Genomic DNA, 19,542 nt, shown 5'->3' on the forward strand with positions numbered 1-19,542 from the left:
TATCATTCCTCTTTTGTATATTCTAGTGAAATGACACAGATTTCTAAACACTACCAGGGTTTAAAAAACCTCTACTTTCCAACCTTTTACTACTCATACTAGTTAAATTACATTTTTTTCGTACTGCGACTCTAGTTTTAATGAATTTTTTAAAATTTTTAAGTTTAAGCTGGTCAAGCACAGCATCCTTCAAATACCCACTCATATATCCGCCTTTTAGTAGCTATAAATTTACTTAACTAGTCTTAGTTCAACCTTTTCTCTATCCAAAACGTAAATGTGGGCATCGTCGAAGTTTAAAATATACCTTTTTACTCTTTCATGCGCCATTACAGTTTTTTCGTATGAGAGAAGCTTGTCCGGCTCTGTGATTGCATCATGGACTTCAAGAAGGATGTTATTCTCGGATGTTCAGAAACTTCGTTTTTACCGTTGCTATGTTGCTCGATTAAATCAAGCAACCTTAACTCAAACTTGTTGGGCATATGACCTCCTTGAGAGGCAATATATAACCCAACAACCAATATAAGGCTTAAAAAACTCATTATTGCTAGCAGCCCCACCCTATGCCTCCTTTCGATTTAGTTTTCTTAGCATGTTTCTTATTGGGTGATTTGCTACTACAGCAAGTGTAGATATATTAAGCACAACTACGCCATACTGATAAAACGGAGTGATACGATTAGAATCGAGCAAACCATGTGAGACAAACTGCAACATTTGCAATGTCGACATTAAAAATGTGATATAGAGGCAGTTCCTTGCTGTCGGTGAAAATGAGCAACCTCTTATTTTGTGTAAGAAGAACAGAGCAGCAGCAAAAGCCATCGAACACGAGAACATACTAAAGTAAAAAAACTGTTGCAAAGCAAACTACTCCATTCCTTGAATGGTCACTATATGCTGCGCGAGGTTTGAACTCGTAAAATGAAATACCATTACAGTAAAAGCAGATAAAAAGCATGAATGCAATTCGTGATCTTGGATTGTTTTCAAGCTACTTTTACCGCCAAAGAACAAGCTCCAGCGCCGATTTTTGAAATTAAACAGTATGTACAGAACAATTAAGACTTCAAACATCCGAATTGCCCATCCAGTGATCACAAAAAAGTCACTCATGCTTTTCCCTAAACTACTTTAATTAGTTATTTTCTCGATTATCTATGCCTGAGGTGGAATAATGCCATCCCCACCACCGCCATTGTAGCTATTTCGGCTCTCAGCCTTTGGTGGCACGATACCGTCACCACCACCAGTTACGCGTTTCAATTCTTTTACATCAAGTGACTTGGAGTTCATTTTAAATCCTTATTTATTAAAGTTAATTAATCCTTACACTTGTTCACACAATGTTAATACAATTAACGCTACATGACAACAAGAAAAGTTAGTTTATCGCAATCAATAGTAACAGTTACACCCACTAAGAGTTTTTGTAGTCCTAGGGGGTGCTTTGAACAAGAAAGTTAACGGTGGGTGTTTTTGATGATTTTTGATGATTTCTCTCTAAACACTTGCCGAACAGTCAAAGAGCACACCCTAATGGCGTGCTCTTTAGCAAAGATTAAATCACCGAAAGCTCAACCTTGATATTGCCGCGAGTGGCATTTGAATATGGACACACTTCATGGGCCTTTTCTACCAGTGATTGCACGGTTTGTTTATCTATATCGCCCATGGCTACGGTAAGTTTCACTGCCAAACCAAAGCCGCCATCGGTTGGGCCAATGGATACTTCAGAATCAATGTGCGTATCTTCTGGTAAGTCGACTTTGGCTTTGCCTGCAACCAGTTTTAAGGCGCCTATAAAACACGCTGCATAGCCTGCTGCGAATAACTGCTCTGGATTTGTGCCTGGGCCATCGTCACCGCCTAAGCCTTTTGGTGTCGATAATGACACATCTAAACGACCATCATCAGATTGAGCTGAGCCACTACGGCCACCGGTTGCTTTTGCTTTGGCAGTGTACGCGAAACTTTGTAATTCTTGCATAAACGACTCCTATTTGAGTTTTAAGATGCTTGACTGAATTCTTACAAGCACAACAAATTAGTTTGCACACAAAATAATAAACCATATACAGCCAATTGCAAATACTTTGCACACAAACTAAAATGCATTTATTGGTTTTTCAGAACAAAGCAAACATGAAGTATCCACAATTAAAGTTAGATAATCAGATTTGCCATCGCTTATATATGGCGTCTAATGGTATAGCTCGCGCCTACCGGCAATGGTTAGAGGAGCTGGAATTAACCTACCCCCAATACGTTGTGATGATGGCGCTGTGGGAAAAGGACAACATTAGTATTGCTGAATTACTGGAAAAAACAGCCATCGATGGCGGTGCCATGACACAGATCTTAAAAAAAATGGGCGACAAACAATTGCTCAGCATCGTTAAAAACGCACAAGATAAGCGTAAGCGCGTGGTTAAATTACAACCTAAAGGTGTTAAATTGCAGCACCAAGCGGCGCTGATCCCAAAGCAGATCCGCTGCCGCTTTCCTAGCATTAATGAAACAGAAGCCCACTTGCTAATAGGATTACTTGATAAGATTAATCGTGATATATCGCTTAAGGACGGTGAGTAACTTAACCAAACAGACTACTCATTATTTCTTTGGTTATTCTTGGCTATACTTGAAGAAGATCACTGAGGAATTCTTCATGAAGAGAGTCAACTTACTCGCATTGGCTGCTGCCACTTTAGTAGCAGCCTGCAACATCTCTGCCGCTGAACACCCAAACCATGTCATAGCTCCAAAGCCAATAGAGGAAATTAAGGAACACGCTGAAAACGAGTGCGAACGTGATAAAGACAGAGCGGAAGCTGCTCGAGAGCGTGCTAAAGAGCGCCAAGAAACCGCCAAAGAGCACGCTGAAGATGAGCGCGAACGTGCCAAAGACACAGCGGAAGCTGCTCGAGAACGTGCTAAAGAGCGCCAGGAAGCCGCCAAAGATCGTGCTGAGGATGAGCGCGAACGCGCCAAAGACAGAGCTGAAGCCTCCCGTGAGAAAGATAAATCACAGTCACAGTGGCGTCGAGAAGAAGCCAAAGAGCAGCGCAAAATGGCCAAAGAGCGACGTAAAGCAGAAAAAGAAGCCCGTAAACAGGTCAAGAAAAATCGCAAAAAGTGCAAGGGCGATAAAGAAAATTGTGATGGTTAAAGCGACCGAGCTCAGCGCTAACAAATCAGAAGTGAGTAGCTCAAGCTAAATACCCACAGCCACCTTGAACTCCAATTCATAGTGGCTGCAACTTTATAAAAGCTTTTGTTGCCAATAATAAAAGGCTAAATGCTTGCCATTTAATCAGCCCCTTGGCGTTTTCAGTTTGCACCCAACTCGCTCTGTGCGACAATGACCCCTAATAAATAGATACTCATTGCAAAACTAGCAGGTATTTGGCTCAATGGCTGAACAAAACGAACAACCACTTCAACCAACGATTTATTGGCACGACTTTGAGAGCTTTGGCGCTACGCCACAAAAAGACCGGCCCAGTCAGTTTGCTGGGATCCGTACCGATTTAGATTTGAACATTATTGGCGAGCCCCTCATTGAATACTGCCAACCAGCGCCAGACTACCTGCCCCAGCCCCAAGCTTGCTTAGTGACCGGGATCACGCCGCAATTGGCCATGCAAAAAGGCCTAATTGAAGCGGAGTTTATGGCCAAAATCCACAACGAGTTTGCCCAACCGCAAACCTGTGTTGCCGGTTACAACAGCATTCGCTTTGACGATGAATTGACCCGCTACAGCCTGTACCGTAACTTTTATGACCCCTATGAGCGCGAGTGGCAAAATGGCAATAGCCGCTGGGATATTATTGATCTGGTGCGAGCCTGTTATGCGCTGCGCCCTGAAGGCATAGAGTGGCCTCTGCGTGAAGATGGCAACCCAAGCTTTAAGCTCGAGCATTTAACCGAGGCAAATGGCATTGAACACGGTGCAGCCCACGATGCTCTAAGCGACGTCACCGCCACCATCGCTTTAGCGAAATTAATTAAAACCAAACAGCCTAAACTTTATGATTTTTACTTTAATCACCGCCATAAAAAGGCAGTAAATGAGTTAATTGACGTATACAACATGCAACCCTTGGTGCACATTTCCTCGATGTTTTCGGCAGCTCAAGGCTGCACCACCTGGATTGCGCCAATGAGTTTTCATCCTGTGAATAAAAATGCGGTGATCTGTTTTGATTTAACCCAGCCGCCAGAAGTGCTTGAACAGCTTGACGTTGAGCAATTAAAAGCACGCCTTTACACCAAACGCAGCGAACTCAGCGAAGAGCAATTACCCGTCGGTTTAAAACTGGTGCACATTAATAAGTGCCCATTTATCGCGCCGGCGAAAACTCTACTGCCAGAAAATGCAGAGCGTCTAGGCATCGACCGCGAGGCCTGCTTAGCCAATCTTAAATATTTACGCGCAAGACCTGAGTTAAGAGATAAAGTAGCAGAGGTTTTCACCGAGCAAAACGGCTTTGATAAGCCAAGCAACCCGGATTATCAACTCTATGATGGCTTTACCAGTAAAGCCGACAAATCAAAGTTTGCCATTATTCGTGAAGCCTCTCCAGAGCAATTAGCTGATCTACAGTTAGATTTTGAAGACGCCAAGTTTCACACTCTGCTGTTTCGTTATCGAGCTCGTAACTGGCCTCAGACCTTATCACCACAAGAGCTTGATAAATGGCGTAAGTATTGTCAAAACAAGTTGATGCATAATGAGGATAACCCGTCCATTTCGGCCGAAGATTTTATGCTCGAGCTAGAAAACCTGGTTGCCGAGCACGAAGGCAACGAGCGTAATATGACTATTTTAAAGTCGCTCTATCACTACGCTCAAAGCCTGTAAAACACAGCTCACTGCAACCATGGCAGTGAGCTTTGTCATTAGCCATTACCAAGTACTTTCGCCGGATCGGTTTTAGTCGCTTGCCACGCAGGGTAAAGGCTCGCAACAGCTGCCATAATAAAAGTGGCTGCCAAACTAATATAGATGTCCGTCCATACTAATTTGCTGGGCAAATACTCAATAAAGTACACCCCTTGCAGTGGGTTATTGTCACTCAGGTTTACCCAAGCTTTAAAAAACTCAGGAATGTTAATGGCTAAAAACACCCCCACCACACTGCCTATTACCGCCCCGATTGCCGCATAAGTGATCCCTTGAATGGCAAAGGTGGCAAATAGGGTGCTGTCTTGTGCCCCCATGGTTTTTAAAATGGCAATGTCGGCACGCTTTTCTTTAACTTCCATCACCATTGATGAAATAATATTAAAACTCGCCACGGCAATAATTAAAAAAACCACTAAGTAAACAATGGTTCTCACCATCTGAATATCCTGGTACAAGCCACCTTGAGTACGAAACCACGAAGACACATACACTAAATCAGGCAAGGTTTTACCCGCTTGAGTGGCGATTTGGTGTGCTTGAAAGACATCGCTAACCTTGGCTCGCAAGCCCGTTACCGCATTACTCTCCATTGCCATGGCTTGTTGTAAGTCCTGAATTGGTAACAGTGCCAAGGTTTGGTCCAATGGCCCACCCATGGCAACCAGTCCAGCCACGGTGGCGGTTAAACGCTTGGGCGCAGCTAGCGGGTTGTCAGCATGACGATTGGCCACCAGCAATTGGATGCTGTCCCCGACCTCGACGGCGAGCTTTTTTGCAATCGCTTGACCAATTATGATTTCACCGGATGCTAATTGCGATAATGATTTTTCAGCAACAAACTCACCCACACTGGATACCTTTGTATGCAAATGTGGCACAATGCCTTTTAGCTGAGCGGCTTTTAACACCCCTTTATACTGCAGCATTGCCGTGAGGTTTATCTCAGCCGTGGCAGCAACAATAGCAGGATGCCGCTCTAGTAATTCAACTTTATCCGGCCAATTGGCAATGGGTTCATAAGGTGCTTCATAGCTGACCTGTGGCACCACCGACAATAAACGCTGCTCAAGTTGCTCTTCAAAGCCATTAATAACCGAAAGAGCAACAATTAACACCGTCATCCCCAGCATCACCCCAAGAGTTGATGCCCGAGTTAAAAAGCCAATAAAGCCAAGCTGACGTTTCGACTCACGAAAACGTTTGCTCAAAAAATAACTAAGCATGCTGGTATTCACCTACTTTGCCATCGTCGAGCTGCACCGCCCGACCAAGCTTATCTGCCAGTTCTAAATCGTGGGTCACTACCACAAAGCTAGTATTGAGCTGCTGATTTAATTCATTCAATAAGTCGTATATTTTCAGGGCATTGTGCTTATCTAGGTTACCTGTGGGTTCATCGGCTAATACCAGCGCCGGCTCGGTGACCAGTGCCCTTGCAATAGCGACCCGTTGTCGCTCGCCGCCAGACAGCTCAGAGGGTTTATGTTGAGCCCGGTGACTAAGCCCCACTTTTTCCAACATGGTCAGCGCTTGAGCATTGGCAGTTTTTGCGTCTTTGCCTGCAATTAACAGCGGCATGGCGACATTTTCTAACGCCGTAAATTCCATCAATAAGTGATGAAATTGATAAATAAAGCCCAGGTGTTGATTGCGAAACTCGGCTTGTTTTTTTCGTGATAATTTACCGACTTCCACCCCTTTGATTTTCACCACTCCCTCAGATGCCTTGTCCAACGTACCAAGAATATGTAAGAGCGTACTTTTTCCTGAGCCTGAGCTGCCAACAATGGCCAGCATGTCCCCCTGCTTGACGGCAAGGTCGACCCCTTTTAGTACTTTGACTTGTGTTTTGCCATCTTGGTAGTTTTTGACCAGCCCTTGGCAATGTATTACTAATTCACTCATATCTTAAAACCTCAGCTGGTAACACATTAGATGCTCGTTTTGCCGGATATAAAGTGGCAATAAAGCTAAGCAAAATACTGCCACACGCCATCATCACTAAACCAAGCATCTCAATTCTTACAGGCAGTGTTGCGCCGCCTAATAGGTTCAACCCCAATAACTGCAACACCTCATTAATGTAATTCGATAACAACAGCCCAGCCACAACCCCAATGAGGGTGCCAATCAAGCCGTTGTACATGCCTTGTGCCATAAACACTCGAGCAATCATTGCCGGCGTAAAGCCCAGTGTTTGCAGTATGGCCACTTCTCCTTGTTTTTCACTGACCATCATCGACAGTGCAGAAACAATGTTAAACACAGCGACGATAATGATCAGTCCTAACAGCAATGACATCACCCTTTTTTCCATGGCCACCGCAGCAAATAAGGTCCCTTGTTGGGTTTGCCAGTCTTGGTATTCCAGCCCCTGTAATTGCTCACCAAGTTGTTGATAAAAACCTTCTAATTCAAAAGCATCATAAAGATGGATATTAAGGTCGTATTGCGTTGGCTGCTTACGCATTAACCGCTGTAAACTTTTACCATCGGCAAAGGCTAGGTAGGTATCGGCTTCACTTTGGCCATCATAAACCGCTGCCACCGTAAATAACCGCTGCGTTGGCGTGCGCCCCAAAGGGGAATAGCTGGTGTATTCTGGTAGGATAACGCGCACTTGCTGACCGACACTCACTCCCAGCTTGTTAGCTAGGTAACGGCTGATGGCTAATTGATATTTTTGTTGTTGTAAGTGCTGTAAACTGCCAGCCTGTACGCTCTGTTGTAAAACACGGTTTGATTGCGCAAATAGTCCCTGTAACTTCACCCCCACCAAATCTTGATTGGTTTGCAATATGACATCACTGGCCAAGTAAGGCGATACTTGTTTGACTAAGGGGTGATTACTTAAGCTTTTGCGCTTTTCACTGCTCAGTTGCTCACTGTTTTTGACTTGAATATGCGGGATTAAATCTAACATCGCAGACTTTAAACTTTGTTCAAAGCCATTCATTACCGAGCTGACGGTGATCAAACTCATTAGCCCTAATGCAATACCTGCAATGGAAAAAAAAGAAATAAATGAAATAAATGCATTGCCCTTAGCAGCACGGCTATACCGCAAGCCAACAAACAAGCTAACTGGTTGAAACATAATTTATCTCGTCAAACTTAGCTGCGCCGATACTACCATATACCAAGCGTAAGTGAGGACTGAAAACGAAGAAAAAATGTGACAATATTTGAATAACAAAGCGCTGAAACGGTTTAGCACGTTTAAACGCTAAAAATCACCACTGAGCCATAGTAACAGCGAAAATGGTTACTGAGCACGGTTAAGCAAAACCTAAATTTTAGGCCTAGTGCGATTGCTCTTCTGCCCTCAAATGACGAGCAAGCAGCTGGACGATATCCGATTTTTGATACGGTTTTGTGATGACATCATCAAATAAGGCATTGAGCTCTTTTTCTTGAAAGACATCGGCGGTGACCGCTACTTTCGGTTTGCTTACCCCTTGTGACTTGAGTTGCTTCAAGGCTTCAATCCCAGACATTCCTGGTAAATTAATGTCTAGTAGAAAAATGTCGAAGCTTTGCAAACTGGCTTTGCTGAGCAAGGCTTCGGCATCGTCAAAAATGGTAAATTGACAGCCAAGCTGTTGCAATACTGCCTTAATTAACATTTGATTTAGGGGATTGTCTTCAACAACGCACACCCGAACGTTATCAAACTGCGTTTGCTGTGGTGTCGGTGCTAGAGTTGTCGAAGAGCAAGCCTCAATTGGCAAGGTGATGGTCACCACAGTGCCTTTTTTTAGTGCACTGCTGAGTTTAATGCTACCAGCCATTAACTCGACTAATCATTTGGTGATGCAAAGTCCAAGGCCGGTGCCTTCTTTTCTTTGCATGCCTACTTGTTTGTATTTATCAAACAACAGCGCCTGATCTTTTTTACTGATCCCCACTCCCTGATCGGCCACTTCAATATGTAACTGTTCATCGATAAGAGCAAAGCGGACATTCACTTTTTTACCCTTAGGGGTAAATTTAATAGCATTGCCCACTATATTGGTAACGATTTGTGCTAATTTGGTTTTGTCGAGATAAAAAGCGCGGCCACACAAATCACTATCGATATCGCTATGCAGAGTTATCCCGCCTTGTTTTGCCTTTACGCTGAGCATGTTGATAATGCGCTTTAAAAACGCATCCAGCACCACACTTTGTGGTTTTAACTCCATTCTACCAGCGTATATCTTTTCAAGGTCGAGCACTGAATTGACAATTTCAAGCAGTTGCTGGCCACTGAAATCGATGTTTTCAATGTAATTTACCTGCTCTGCCGGTAAGGTTTGCACCTCAGGCGCGTTTTTCAAAATCTCACTAAAACCGGTAATAGCATTCAATGGCGTGCGTAATTCGTGGCTAATGGTGGATAAAAACTCATCTTTTGCCTTACCGAGTTTCTCCAACGCTTTTATTTTCATTCGTAGCTCAAGCTGCGCTATCACCTGCTTTGCTAGTATTTCTAGCGCCAGCTTTTGCTCATCGTTTAATTTACTGGGCTGGTCACTGATAGCAAATAAAGTGCCTATCGCTTGGCCGTTTGGGGCTTTTAAAGGCGCGCCTGCATAAAAACGGATTTTGGGCTCGCCAGTTACTAAGGGATTGTCAACAAAACGGGCGTCTTGCTCGGTATCTTCTATTTCAAAAATATGTTGCTGTAAAATCGTGTGGGCACAAAAAGCAATATCGCGGCTGGTTTCACTGGCGTCTAACCCCACCTTAGACTTAAACCATTGACGGTCATCATCCACTAAACTCACTAAAGAAATGGGCGTGCCACAAATAACTGCTGCAAGTTGAGTAATGTCATCGAAGCATTGCTCAGCCTCGGTATCCAATACCTCGTAGAGTTTGAGAGTTTCTAACCTTTGTGTTTCTTCTTTTGGCAGCGGCGCGCTTTGCATTATTGATTTGCTCCTTAATATCCATCTATGACTCTAGCACTTAGCATAAAGCTAAGCCATGATCATTGAGATACACTGTGAATTTTATTCCTTCGTCGATTACCTGAACACCATATTATAGCTCGGCACTACTTTAACAGCTGCTTTGATGCTAGTGTTGCTGTAATAGTGTAATAAACGGTATAACAATTTAGATGTTTTGGTCGGAAAAAGAAAAAGGCACCATTGAAATGATAGTCGCCATGGTGCTTTCGGGCACTATTGGCTATTTCGTGGTTAGTTCGGGGCAGTCTTTTTGGAATGTGGTTTTCTTTCGCTGTGTTATCGGCGCCATCTGCTTACTTGCGTATGTTGCCTACACCAAGCAGTTTTCCCGCCAGCTTTTAACGCCACAAGCCTTTGCTGTGGTGTTACTTGGCGGTATGACACTGGTCGCTAATTGGCTGTTGCTGTTTGCCTCTTTTGATTACATTGCGTTTTCTATCGCCATTATTGCCTACCACATGCAACCCATCATGTTAGTACTACTCAGTGCCATTATTTATAAACAGTTACCCAGTGTTGCTGTGATGTTTTGGCTCAGCACCGCTGTGGTTGGCTTATGGTTAGTGGTTGATGTAGATTATCAAAATCTTGTAGCAGTGCTTATTTCAAACTCCGAGGACACTGCAGTGTATGGCCTTTTACTTGCCCTTGGTGCGGCATTTTTTTATACCCTAACCACGTTACTGACCAAAAAGGTCAGTCATCTGCCCTCGGCGGTAGTGGCGGTGATCCAAATTTTATTTGGGGGCTTGTTTTTATTGCCTTGGGTGGATTTTTCCGCACTGCCAGAATCCACTATCCAGTGGGGGCATATTTTCATGCTGGGTGTGGTGAACACCGGTTTTATGTACGTGATAATGTATGACGCGTTTGCCCGCTTACACACCACGGTAATCGCCATTTTATCCTTCATTTACCCCATTGTGGCGCTGCTGGTCGACTTCGCGGCCTTTGATCACACCATATCGTTATTGCAAGGTATTGGCATTGTGCTGATATTAACGGCGGTTGCAGCTGTGAAGTTAGATTGGCGGTTAGGCCGGTTATTTCGGCCCCGACGCCAATCGCTTTAATTGCTAAAAAGCGTTATTTAACGCGGGGTTTAAACTCCAATACTTGAGCATTAATGCAATATCTGTCGCTGCGATTTGGCCCTTCATTCTCGAACACATGACCAAGATGAATACCACTGCTTTTTGAGCGTATTTCGGTGCGAACCATACCATGGCTTAAATCACGGTGGTACGTCACACTACCAGCCACCGGTTGGGTAAAGGACAACCAGCCAGTACCGGAGTTAAAACGGTCTTGTGTATCAAACAGTGGCTTGCCACTGAGCTTATCGACGAAAACACCGTCTGGGGTATTTTTAAAAATGTCATATTGCTGGCAAAATGGCCGTTCAGTGCCTTTTTGAAAGGCGATTTCATACGCCTCCGACTGCCCTAATTTAAATGCGCCCAGCGCTTGGTAGAATGACTCTCTATCCATAAAACCTTGGAACCCTGCTACTTCTTCACCGTTTTCTAGAAATAGAATCGTCGGTGTCGCCCAGGTCGCGGTAGTAATACTGAGTTGCTGCAATTGATCTGCATAGCGGTAATGCAAAGGGATATCCCCCTGATAGTCGTTAAGCACTTGGGTTTTTAGCTTTTCACAATATGGGCAGTAATTTTTAGCATCAATAATGACGATGTGTTTGCCTGTTAAGAGTGTGCTATTATCTTGCTCTTTGGTGGTTACCGGAACAAAAGTAACGCCTGTGCTGTGATCTGGGCAGTAACCATTGGGGTTTTTGGCCAAATAATTTTGGTGGTACTCCTCAGCTGGGTAAAACTTCCTTAAGGGTTTTATGGCAGTGGTGATCTCGCCGAAACCAGCCTTCGTCAATAAGGTTTGAAACTGCGCTTTGGTTTGCTCTGCGGTGTGTTTTTGCTGTTCATCGGTGTAAAGCACAATAGAACGGTACTGGCTACCAACATCATTGCCTTGACGATTTTTTTGCGTCGGATCATGGGTCTCAAAGTATTGCTGTAATAGACGCTCAGTACTGATGAGGTTGGCATTATAAGTGACCTTAACCACCTCGGCGTAGTTATTTGGGTCGAAGCGGCGACTGGGCTTGGTAATTTCTCGATAACTAGGGTAAAACCCTTTACCATCCGCGTAACCGGACTCTGCATCTAACACGCCTTTGATGTTTTCATAACGCTTTTCTGGGCCCCAAAAACAACCCGAGCCCAAAACCAATGTTTTGATATGACTACTGGCGCCTTCGACATCAACCGGCATTTGCGAATTAGCGGTTAATCTACTTGAGTAGGTGCTGGCAGCAACCATGCTTAGCATTAACATAGCGATACTAATTAATTTCATGCTCTCCCCTTATAAATTGTCATCAATCGCTTAATGCCCGTGAATGAACTAAATTAATTGCACTGCGTACAGATAAAGACCGCCTGCTTTGCTGTAATATTTCATCTTAATGGTTTTAGATACGTAAGGAGTGCTTGTATAGTTTGCACTGTTAGCAAAGCTGCATAATCACGTTATAAGGAGAAGCTGTGAGTAAGATCAGCGAAAACATCTATCAAAAGTTAACCAATGACGACGCAGCAAGGGCATGCAAAGCCATTGACGACAAAGCATGTAAGGAAGTTCCAGGCAACTATTTATTGATCCTCATCAGTCAGCTATTCAGCAAGCTAGGTGACGCCCTGCTTAACCCTAAAATCACTTTGCCTTGGTTGATGCAGGCCTTAGGCGCTCCCGCTTACATGATTTCTGCGTTGGTCCCGATCCGAGAGTCTGGCTCGCTCATTCCCCAGCTGATCATAGGACAGTGGGTTCGCAGTCAGTCTCGGCGTAAGTTTTTATGGTCTTTAGGGGCTCTAATTCAAGCTCTTTGCGTTGCCGCCATGGCAGCGCTGGCATGGCAACAATCTGAAAACCTCATGTATGCCTGGTTAGTTTTGGGGTTACTGGTGGTGTTTAGTCTCGCCCGCAGCCTCAGCTCAGTTTCATCAAAAGACGTACTGGGTAAAACCATTCCAAAGCAAAAGCGCGGCCAGCTTAATGGTCAAGCCGCTTCGTTGAGTGGTCTAGTCACGGTTACTTTTGGAGTTGGTTTATATTTAGCCGCCACCACACTCGATAATGTTAATTTCGTCTTAACACTGGTATTAGCCGCGGTCTTCTGGGTCGTCGCTGCCTTGTGCTTTGTGCAAATTAAAGAATACCCAGGTGCAACTGAGGGTGGCAAAAACGGCATACAGCAAATTAAGGAAGAAGTAAGCTTATTGAAAACCGATCCGCTATTGAAAAAATTCATTTTAGCGCGCGGGCTGCTATTGAGCTCAGCCTTAATTCCGCCCTATTTTACTGTGCTCGCACAACAGCACCTTGGCGCCGGAGCTTGGGTTCTGGCATTACTGCTCGCGGTATCGGGCTTAGCCAGCTTATCCAGCGGCGCTTTTTGGGGCAAGATGGCCGACCACTCAAGCAAACAGGTAATGATACTCGGTGGCCTTATCACCGTTGCCATTACCAGCCTACTGACACTAAGTTCGTTCTTTTTCCCTGCGCTTTTGGCACAATTATGGTTTATTCCGCTGTGTTACTTTATTATTGCCATCGCTCACCAAGGCGTTCGAGTCGGCAGAAAAACCTATGTGGTTGATATGGCTGAGGGAAATAAACGCACCAGCTATGTCACCTTAAGTAACACCATTATTGGTCTGGTATTACTGCTGACCAGCTTAATGGGTGCCGTGGCCGCCATTTACTCCATCGAAGTACTGTTGATTTTGTATGTTTGCATCACTATTGCCGGTGTGACGGTAACCGCCAAACTTGACAATGTCACTGAACGGTAAAAGTCGTTAACTCAACGACAAAAAGTGTCAAAAACACTCATTTTAAGGTAAAACACAGCAATTTTAGTTATCTGAGGATAAATCCATGTCTTTGAAAACTCGCCTTTCAGCCTTGGCGTTGGCATTAACAAGTGCTACCGCAGTGCAAGCTGCGAATATCGAATTTAATAGCAAACTTGTCGATGCCGATGCTCTTGTCATTTTTCAAGCAGGAGAAAGCAGCACTGACTTAGACTTTTTAGACCGTGATACACGCAAACAATTACAGCGCGCTATCGCCGCTGACCAATTTAAAGGCGGCTATGGTAAAACACTCGAAGTGTTGGCCCCTGTCGACTCTGACTATGAGCGAATTTACCTAGTTGGTGTCGGCGATAGCGAGCAGTTAAATGCCAGCAAAATGACCAAATTGGGTGGTAATTTACATGCCACATTTGAAGCCAAAGAGCTGGCTAATGTTGCCCTTGCTTTTGATAAGTTAAGCGGTGAATTAGACAATGCCGAGCTTGCGGCACAATTTGCTCATGGTGCAAACCTTCGTGACCACACTTTTGAAGTATACAAAAAAGAGCCCAGTACTTTTACTGTTAGTTACCACATTGATGTGGCAGACAAATCCGCAGCGAGCAAACACTATGAAACACTAGCACACATTCAAGCTGGGGTATTTTTGGCGCGTGATTTAACCTCTGAAGTTGCCACGGAAATGACACCGGTTGACTTTGCCAATGCTGCCAAAGCGCTTGAACAATATGGTGTCGAAGTCAAAGTATTGGAGCCTAAAGAAATCAAAGAGCTGGGCATGGGTGCACTGGAAGCCGTAGGTCGCGGAAGTGAGCAAGGTGCTCGATTGGTGGTGGCCCATTATAAAGGCAATGATAACACCCCTATCGCGTTGGTGGGCAAAGGGATCACGTTTGATTCAGGTGGTTATAACATCAAAACTGGCTCTTCTATATCTCGTATGAAGTCGGATATGGCCGGTGCTGCTGCAGTGCTTGGCACCGTCAAAGCAATGGCAAAAGCCAAAGCAGACGTAAACGTTGTGGCCGTTATGGGCATGGCAGCCAACATGGTGTCGCAGCATTCATTTGCACCGGGTGATGTTCTGCGAACTGCTGAAGGGTTAAGTGTTGAAGTGCTTAACACCGACGCCGAGGGCCGCTTGGTACTATCAGATGCATTATGGTATGCCCGTGAATTCTACAAACCTGAAATCATGGTCGACGTGGCTACGCTAACAGGTTCAAAAATTCGTGCCGTCGGTAACCGTTACTCTGCAATTTTCTCTGAAGACGATTACCTTATTAACGAGTTTACTAGTGCTGGTAAGGTAGTAAATGAGAACGTGTGGCGTTTACCGCTAGGTTATAAAGACAAGCTAAAGTCGAACATTGCGGATTTACAAAACATTGGTTCAGGTGGACCAGGTGCAACAACAGCAGCAACGTTCCTACAGCAATTTACTGGCGATACCCGTTGGGTACACATTGATATCGCCGGTAATGCCCTAGCCAGTTCAGCCAAGGACGAAGTGCCTGCAGGCGGCACAGGCTATGGCGTACGTCTACTAAGCGAGTGGTTATTAAATAACAAATAACCGCTAGGTTACTGCAAAAAGCCAAGCCATGTCGCTTGGCTTTTTTGTGTCGGCTCGAAAATATCGACAACATTTTGTTAAAACACCGTCAACTCTGGGTTGTTGGTAGCAATAATTTCGTTTCATTTGTCAGGTATGATATAAAATTCAGCAAACCAATAAGATGAGCGTATTGCATTCATGTCTGATATTCAGTGTTATCTGCTGGGAGAAAACGCCCTAGTCGTCGAATTAACAGCTCACAGTAAGAGTGACAATAAGGAAGCGCAAAAGCCCTTTGCTTTGCAACAATGGTTGGCTAACAGCAGTGACTTTATTGATATCGTTCCAGCAGAGCGGTCCGTTACCGCTTATTTAAAGCCTGGTTGCGACAGTCAAGCTTGGCAAGCGGCGATCCTCGAGCAGTGGCCGGAGCTTGAAGTGGGCCAGCTGGAGCCAAACCACCATACTATTGAGGTTAACTATGCAAGCCATCCCGACTCGGATTTAGCTGCCGTTGCCACAGAGCTTGGCTTATCTGAAGAGCAGGTTATCGCGCTTCATAGTGGCGCAGAGTTCCAAGTTCAGTTTATCGGCTTTTTACCTGGATTTGCTTACCTAAGTGGTTTGCCAACACAATTGCAGTTGCCGCGTAAAACCACTCCTGCCACCAAAGTGGCAAAAGGCAGTGTTGCCATTGCCGGCGCTTACAGCGCTATTTACCCAACAGAATCACCCGGTGGCTGGCATGTATTGGGCACAACTGAGCGTATCTTGTTCGACCCTAACTCTGAGAACATCAGTTTACTACAACCAGGTGATAAGGTGCGTTTTGTTGCTAAGGAGAAGTCATGTTAGTTGTTCATAAGCCCGGTCCACTGGCGACCATTCAAGATCTGGGTCGACAAGGAAAACGCCATCTTGGCGTCAGTAATTGTGGCGTACTCGACCCCCTAGCTGTGGCCATCATCAATCGGTTGTTAGGCAATGATGACAACACCCCCGTGATTGAAATCACCATCGGTTTGTGCGAGTTTGAATTTACGGCCAGCACTAACTTTGCCATTGGCGGAGGTGACCTTAACGCGCAGCTGAATGACCAGCCAATTTACCCTGGTTGGCGCTACAGCGCAGCAGCCGGTGACAAACTGGTGTGTAAGCAAAATCGCGATAATCTGCGCGGTTACTTGGCCGTTGCCGGTGGCTTTGACAACCTAGACCATCACCTTGGCTCAGCTGCCACCGACTTAATGTCTCATTTTGGGGGCTATAAAGGCCGTAAATTGGCAGCCGGAGATAGCCTCGCTTACCAGAGTCAAGCAGCAAAACCACAGCGCGGTGCCTTGCAACCTAGTTATGAAAAGCTTATTCGCTTTATACCTGGGCCGCATAGAGGATGCGCTACTAGCAATGCCACTGAGATACTCAATCGAACTATTTGGAAGGTAAATCCCAGTAGCAACCGCATGGGGATACGCCTAAGTCAACATCAGCAGTTAACTCATCAGCAAAGCATTGCCACTCAGGCAGTGCACCCAGGTGTCATTCAACTGCCACCCAGCGGAGAGCCCATTATCTTGTTAAACGATTGCCAAACCACCGGGGGTTACCCCATTATTGGCTCTGTGATTGCGGCCGATCTTAGGCATTTAAGCCAACTGGGTGCTGGTGACTGCATCCATCTTCAAGCAACCGATATTAACCAAGCGCAACACGCACAGTCACAAACACAAGCGCATCTTAACCAGTTGCAGCTGGCACTGCAGTATAAAGAATAACACCATGACCGAACTCAATTTACTGCCATTAATCGGCATCCTCGTGATTATTGTTGGCTTTGCCATGCGCTTCAACCCCTTGTTAGTGGTCAGCGCCGCTGGTCTCATTACTGGCTGGGCTGTGGGCATTGACTTTATTAGCTTAATCGCCACCTTTGGTGAGAAGTTTATGAATGCCAGGCAATTAGCCAGTTTTTTACTCATTTTGCCAGTCATCGCTGTATTGGAGCGCTATGGTTTGCAGCAACGAGCTAAGACCTGGGTGGCCAACATTAAAGGGGCCACCACAGCGCGAATTTTAAGCTTGTATTTTATTGTGCGGGAATGCTCAGCGGCGCTGGGGTTATTAAGCTTAGCAGGCCAAGCCCAAACCGTGCGGCCACTACTGGCGCCCATGGCGGTGGGGGCAACAGCCAATCAATATGGTGATTTACCAAAACAAATTAAAGACTTAATTGGCGCCCATGCGGCTGCCTGCGACAATGTGGCGGTGTTCTTTGGTGAAGATATTTTTATCGCCTTTGGGGCAGTGTTGTTGATGGATGCCTTTTTAAAAGAAAACGGCATTGCAGGCATTGAGCCTTTGCATATCGGTTTATGGGCTATTCCAACGGCTATTGCAGCGTTAATCGTGCATTTATTTCGCCTAGCGCGACTGGAAAATAACATTCGTAAAGCCATTGCTCAGCATCATGAAAATACGGCCAGCAAACACGCAGATGCTACAGCGAATAAAACCGCACAATTGCGCGAGGAAACACTATGACACCAGTTAGTCATGAGCAAAGCAATAGCGCCTTGTTAACGATTGAAAATATCTACTTGATCATTGGTTTTGTGGTGATGTTTTTGGTGCTCAAAACCTTGCAAGACACGCAGCATCCCAAACGTTTTAGCACCGCATTATTTTGGTTTTTATTTGGTTCGGTGTTTGTTTTTGGCGATGCGTCTATCGCGCTGATTGGTGAGCAACTCACGTACCTTTGGGTGGGTGTCGCTGTTATCGTTATTGCACTACTGGCGGGCTTGAACTTAGTTGCTATGGGGCATTATCAACTACCAGAAGAAAAAGCCAAACAACAAGATGCCGAACGCTTTGGTAATAAGCTGTTTATTCCCGCGCTGATGATCCCGGTCGTGACGGTTGTCTGCACCCTAATTTTGGGCGATTTAACCCTAGCCCAGTGGTATCTGTTCGACCAACAGCATGTCACCCTTAGCGCCCTAACTTTGGCCTGCGGTTTGGCACTGCTAGCCAGCTGGAAAATAACCGGAGGGACACCGGTGCAGGCACTGTCTGAGTCACGCCGCTTAGTCGACTCCATTGGCTGGGCCGCCATTTTACCACAAATGTTGGCGATGCTTGGCGGGGTTTTTATCGTGGCCAACACCGGCACCGCTATTCAAGACTTGGTAACGCTGTTTATCTCACCCGATAACCGTTTTATGCTGGTGGCTTTATACTGTGTTGGCATGGCGCTATTTACTATGGTCATGGGCAATGCCTTCGCCGCCTTCCCAGTGATGACTGCCGGGGTCGCTTTGCCTTTTTTAATCCAAGGTCACGATGCCAATCCTGCAGCACTGGTTGCCATAGGCATGTACTCTGGTTACTGTGGCACCTTAATGACGCCAATGGCTGCCAACTTTAATATTGTTCCAGCCGCCTTGTTAGACCTTGAAGACAAGTATCAAGTGATTAAAGTGCAGATCCCCACCGCATTAACCTTGCTACTAATAAATATTTTGTTGATGTATGGAGTGATTTTTTAATGGCTAACCACAATAAACCCTGTGTACTGGTGACAGGTTTCACGCCTTTTGGCGGCGAAACCATTAATCCCTCTTGGCAACTGGCACAACAGCTGGAGGGTGAAACCATAGAAGGCCATCTGGTACACAGCAAAGAGTTGCCCTGTGAATTTGCAGCCAGCTTGCCGGCGCTGTATCAAGCCATCGACAAATACCACCCAAGCGTAGTGATCTGTTTAGGTCAAGCAGGTGGACGCTGTGATATTTCTATTGAGCGCGTGGCAATTAATATCAATGATGCCAGAATTGCAGACAACAAAGGCCAACAACCAATTGACACGCCGGTTATTGCCGGTGGTCCAGCGGCGCATTTCGCCACATTACCCATTAAAGCCATGCTGCAAAGTGCATTACAAGCTGGGATCCCTACCAGCATCTCAAATACCGCAGGCACGTATGTGTGCAATCATGTGATGTATGCCCTACTCGAATATATCCAGCAACATGAGCTCAACTGCCGTGCGGGCTTCATTCATATTCCTTATTTACCCAGCCAAGCTGCGCACCATAAGGGTGCAGCAAGTATGTCGTTAGAAAGCCTGGTTGAAGGCCTAAGAGTGATGCTGACAAGCGCCATAAACCAACACCACGATATTAAGTTAGTCGCAGGCACCACCCATTAGCACC

The 19,542-nt window shown here is 45.3% G+C and carries 19 protein-coding genes; 11 read left to right on the plus strand and 8 right to left on the minus strand.

Features of this window, described 5'->3' with window-relative positions; translation table 11 throughout:
• Nucleotides 1–1,161 precede the first annotated feature (1,161 nt).
• Both ACNKW2_RS02110 and ACNKW2_RS02115 read right to left on the minus strand, forming a co-directional pair.
• Nucleotides 1,162–1,299, minus strand: coding sequence for a hypothetical protein (locus tag ACNKW2_RS02110; protein ID WP_419147072.1), 138 nt, complete (start codon nucleotides 1,297–1,299; stop codon nucleotides 1,162–1,164).
• 265 nt (nucleotides 1,300–1,564) lie between these two features.
• Nucleotides 1,565–1,993, minus strand: a complete 429-nt coding sequence (locus ACNKW2_RS02115; RefSeq protein WP_419147073.1) for an organic hydroperoxide resistance protein — start codon at nucleotides 1,991–1,993, stop codon at nucleotides 1,565–1,567.
• A gap of 155 nt (nucleotides 1,994–2,148) precedes the next feature.
• Between ACNKW2_RS02115 and ACNKW2_RS02120 the strand changes: the two genes are divergently transcribed.
• From ACNKW2_RS02120 to sbcB, 3 genes are all read left to right on the plus strand, one after another.
• A complete protein-coding gene (locus tag ACNKW2_RS02120; protein WP_419147074.1) occupies nucleotides 2,149–2,595 on the plus strand; it encodes a MarR family winged helix-turn-helix transcriptional regulator in 447 nt (148 codons plus the stop codon).
• Nucleotides 2,596–2,671: 76 nt separating this feature from the next.
• The gene (locus tag ACNKW2_RS02125) at nucleotides 2,672–3,172 is read left to right on the plus strand and encodes a hypothetical protein (RefSeq protein ID WP_419147075.1); all 501 of its coding nucleotides are present in this window, start codon (nucleotides 2,672–2,674) and stop codon (nucleotides 3,170–3,172) included.
• 244 nt (nucleotides 3,173–3,416) lie between these two features.
• Nucleotides 3,417–4,868 (plus strand): exodeoxyribonuclease I, encoded by a 1,452-nt coding sequence (gene sbcB / locus ACNKW2_RS02130; RefSeq protein ID WP_419147076.1) that lies wholly within the window; start codon nucleotides 3,417–3,419, stop codon nucleotides 4,866–4,868.
• A gap of 38 nt (nucleotides 4,869–4,906) precedes the next feature.
• Here the strand turns inward: sbcB and ACNKW2_RS02135 are convergent, their stop codons facing one another.
• The 5 genes from ACNKW2_RS02135 to ACNKW2_RS02155 form a co-directional block, all read right to left on the minus strand.
• Nucleotides 4,907–6,136, minus strand: coding sequence for a lipoprotein-releasing ABC transporter permease subunit (locus ACNKW2_RS02135; protein ID WP_419147077.1), 1,230 nt, complete (start codon nucleotides 6,134–6,136; stop codon nucleotides 4,907–4,909).
• Nucleotides 6,129–6,818: a lipoprotein-releasing ABC transporter ATP-binding protein LolD gene (gene lolD, locus ACNKW2_RS02140; protein ID WP_419147078.1), complete on the minus strand. Its 690-nt coding sequence runs from the start codon at nucleotides 6,816–6,818 to the stop codon at nucleotides 6,129–6,131. Before lolD ends, ACNKW2_RS02135 begins: the two co-directional genes overlap by 8 nt.
• Nucleotides 6,811–8,010 (minus strand): lipoprotein-releasing ABC transporter permease subunit, encoded by a 1,200-nt coding sequence (locus ACNKW2_RS02145; protein ID WP_419147079.1) that lies wholly within the window; start codon nucleotides 8,008–8,010, stop codon nucleotides 6,811–6,813. Before ACNKW2_RS02145 ends, lolD begins: the two co-directional genes overlap by 8 nt.
• 205 nt (nucleotides 8,011–8,215) lie before the next feature.
• Nucleotides 8,216–8,704, minus strand: coding sequence for a response regulator (locus ACNKW2_RS02150; protein WP_419147080.1), 489 nt, complete (start codon nucleotides 8,702–8,704; stop codon nucleotides 8,216–8,218).
• A gap of 12 nt (nucleotides 8,705–8,716) precedes the next feature.
• Entirely contained in the window at nucleotides 8,717–9,826 is a 1,110-nt protein-coding gene (locus ACNKW2_RS02155; RefSeq protein WP_419147081.1) for a GAF domain-containing sensor histidine kinase, read from the minus strand.
• A 194-nt stretch (nucleotides 9,827–10,020) separates the two neighbouring features.
• Here ACNKW2_RS02155 and ACNKW2_RS02160 point away from each other — a divergent pair, with 194 nt between their 5' ends.
• A complete protein-coding gene (locus ACNKW2_RS02160; RefSeq protein WP_419147082.1) occupies nucleotides 10,021–10,944 on the plus strand; it encodes a DMT family transporter in 924 nt (307 codons plus the stop codon).
• A gap of 13 nt (nucleotides 10,945–10,957) precedes the next feature.
• Here ACNKW2_RS02160 and msrA read toward each other — a convergent pair whose 3' ends face one another.
• A complete protein-coding gene (msrA, locus tag ACNKW2_RS02165) occupies nucleotides 10,958–12,163 on the minus strand; it encodes a peptide-methionine (S)-S-oxide reductase MsrA (RefSeq protein WP_419147188.1) in 1,206 nt (401 codons plus the stop codon).
• 272 nt (nucleotides 12,164–12,435) lie between these two features.
• On the opposite strand from msrA, the gene ACNKW2_RS02170 reads away from it, so the two are divergent.
• The 7 genes from ACNKW2_RS02170 to pcp all read left to right on the plus strand — a co-directional run bounded on the left by ACNKW2_RS02170 (nucleotide 12,436) and on the right by pcp (nucleotide 19,538).
• Nucleotides 12,436–13,746 carry an MFS transporter gene (locus tag ACNKW2_RS02170; RefSeq protein WP_419147083.1) on the plus strand — a complete coding sequence of 437 codons (1,311 nt, stop codon included), beginning with the start codon at nucleotides 12,436–12,438 and terminating at the stop codon, nucleotides 13,744–13,746.
• An 85-nt stretch (nucleotides 13,747–13,831) separates the two neighbouring features.
• The gene (locus tag ACNKW2_RS02175; RefSeq protein WP_419147084.1) at nucleotides 13,832–15,346 is read left to right on the plus strand and encodes a leucyl aminopeptidase; all 1,515 of its coding nucleotides are present in this window, start codon (nucleotides 13,832–13,834) and stop codon (nucleotides 15,344–15,346) included.
• A 180-nt stretch (nucleotides 15,347–15,526) separates the two neighbouring features.
• Nucleotides 15,527–16,183 (plus strand): 5-oxoprolinase subunit PxpB, encoded by a 657-nt coding sequence (pxpB, locus tag ACNKW2_RS02180; protein WP_419147085.1) that lies wholly within the window; start codon nucleotides 15,527–15,529, stop codon nucleotides 16,181–16,183.
• Nucleotides 16,177–17,103, plus strand: a complete 927-nt coding sequence (locus ACNKW2_RS02185; protein WP_419147086.1) for a 5-oxoprolinase subunit C family protein — start codon at nucleotides 16,177–16,179, stop codon at nucleotides 17,101–17,103. Before pxpB ends, ACNKW2_RS02185 begins: the two co-directional genes overlap by 7 nt.
• A gap of 4 nt (nucleotides 17,104–17,107) precedes the next feature.
• Nucleotides 17,108–17,869 (plus strand): DUF969 domain-containing protein, encoded by a 762-nt coding sequence (locus ACNKW2_RS02190; RefSeq protein WP_419147087.1) that lies wholly within the window; start codon nucleotides 17,108–17,110, stop codon nucleotides 17,867–17,869.
• On the plus strand, nucleotides 17,866–18,876 hold the full coding sequence (locus tag ACNKW2_RS02195) for a DUF979 domain-containing protein (RefSeq protein WP_419147088.1): 1,011 nt from the start codon (nucleotides 17,866–17,868) through the stop codon (nucleotides 18,874–18,876). The genes ACNKW2_RS02190 and ACNKW2_RS02195 overlap by 4 nt, the downstream gene beginning before the upstream one ends.
• The gene (pcp, locus tag ACNKW2_RS02200; protein WP_419147089.1) at nucleotides 18,876–19,538 is read left to right on the plus strand and encodes a pyroglutamyl-peptidase I; all 663 of its coding nucleotides are present in this window, start codon (nucleotides 18,876–18,878) and stop codon (nucleotides 19,536–19,538) included. The genes ACNKW2_RS02195 and pcp overlap by 1 nt, the downstream gene beginning before the upstream one ends.
• Nucleotides 19,539–19,542 lie beyond the last annotated feature (4 nt).

This window comes from Pseudoalteromonas 'SMAR' (genome assembly GCF_048515945.1).
Taxonomy (GTDB): Bacteria; Pseudomonadota; Gammaproteobacteria; order Enterobacterales; family Alteromonadaceae; genus Pseudoalteromonas.

Excerpts from the sequence above, each read along its gene's own strand:
- msrA (WP_419147188.1), bottom strand. The coding sequence starts at position 12,163 with ATGCCGGTTGATGTCGAAGGCGCCAGTAGTCATATCAAAACATTGGTT.
- ACNKW2_RS02145 (WP_419147079.1), bottom strand. The coding sequence starts at position 8,010 with ATGTTTCAACCAGTTAGCTTGTTTGTTGGCTTGCGGTATAGCCGTGCT.
- pcp (WP_419147089.1), top strand. The coding sequence starts at position 18,876 with ATGGCTAACCACAATAAACCCTGTGTACTGGTGACAGGTTTCACGCCT.
- ACNKW2_RS02160 (WP_419147082.1), top strand. The coding sequence starts at position 10,021 with ATGTTTTGGTCGGAAAAAGAAAAAGGCACCATTGAAATGATAGTCGCC.
- ACNKW2_RS02195 (WP_419147088.1), top strand. The coding sequence starts at position 17,866 with ATGACACCAGTTAGTCATGAGCAAAGCAATAGCGCCTTGTTAACGATT.
- ACNKW2_RS02185 (WP_419147086.1), top strand. The coding sequence starts at position 16,177 with ATGTTAGTTGTTCATAAGCCCGGTCCACTGGCGACCATTCAAGATCTG.
- ACNKW2_RS02190 (WP_419147087.1), top strand. The coding sequence starts at position 17,108 with ATGACCGAACTCAATTTACTGCCATTAATCGGCATCCTCGTGATTATT.
- sbcB (WP_419147076.1), top strand. The coding sequence starts at position 3,417 with ATGGCTGAACAAAACGAACAACCACTTCAACCAACGATTTATTGGCAC.
- ACNKW2_RS02115 (WP_419147073.1), bottom strand. The coding sequence starts at position 1,993 with ATGCAAGAATTACAAAGTTTCGCGTACACTGCCAAAGCAAAAGCAACC.
- pxpB (WP_419147085.1), top strand. The coding sequence starts at position 15,527 with ATGTCTGATATTCAGTGTTATCTGCTGGGAGAAAACGCCCTAGTCGTC.
- ACNKW2_RS02125 (WP_419147075.1), top strand. The coding sequence starts at position 2,672 with ATGAAGAGAGTCAACTTACTCGCATTGGCTGCTGCCACTTTAGTAGCA.
- ACNKW2_RS02150 (WP_419147080.1), bottom strand. The coding sequence starts at position 8,704 with ATGGCTGGTAGCATTAAACTCAGCAGTGCACTAAAAAAAGGCACTGTG.
- ACNKW2_RS02175 (WP_419147084.1), top strand. The coding sequence starts at position 13,832 with ATGTCTTTGAAAACTCGCCTTTCAGCCTTGGCGTTGGCATTAACAAGT.
- ACNKW2_RS02155 (WP_419147081.1), bottom strand. The coding sequence starts at position 9,826 with ATGCAAAGCGCGCCGCTGCCAAAAGAAGAAACACAAAGGTTAGAAACT.
- ACNKW2_RS02120 (WP_419147074.1), top strand. The coding sequence starts at position 2,149 with ATGAAGTATCCACAATTAAAGTTAGATAATCAGATTTGCCATCGCTTA.
- ACNKW2_RS02110 (WP_419147072.1), bottom strand. The coding sequence starts at position 1,299 with ATGAACTCCAAGTCACTTGATGTAAAAGAATTGAAACGCGTAACTGGT.
- lolD (WP_419147078.1), bottom strand. The coding sequence starts at position 6,818 with ATGAGTGAATTAGTAATACATTGCCAAGGGCTGGTCAAAAACTACCAA.
- ACNKW2_RS02135 (WP_419147077.1), bottom strand. The coding sequence starts at position 6,136 with ATGCTTAGTTATTTTTTGAGCAAACGTTTTCGTGAGTCGAAACGTCAG.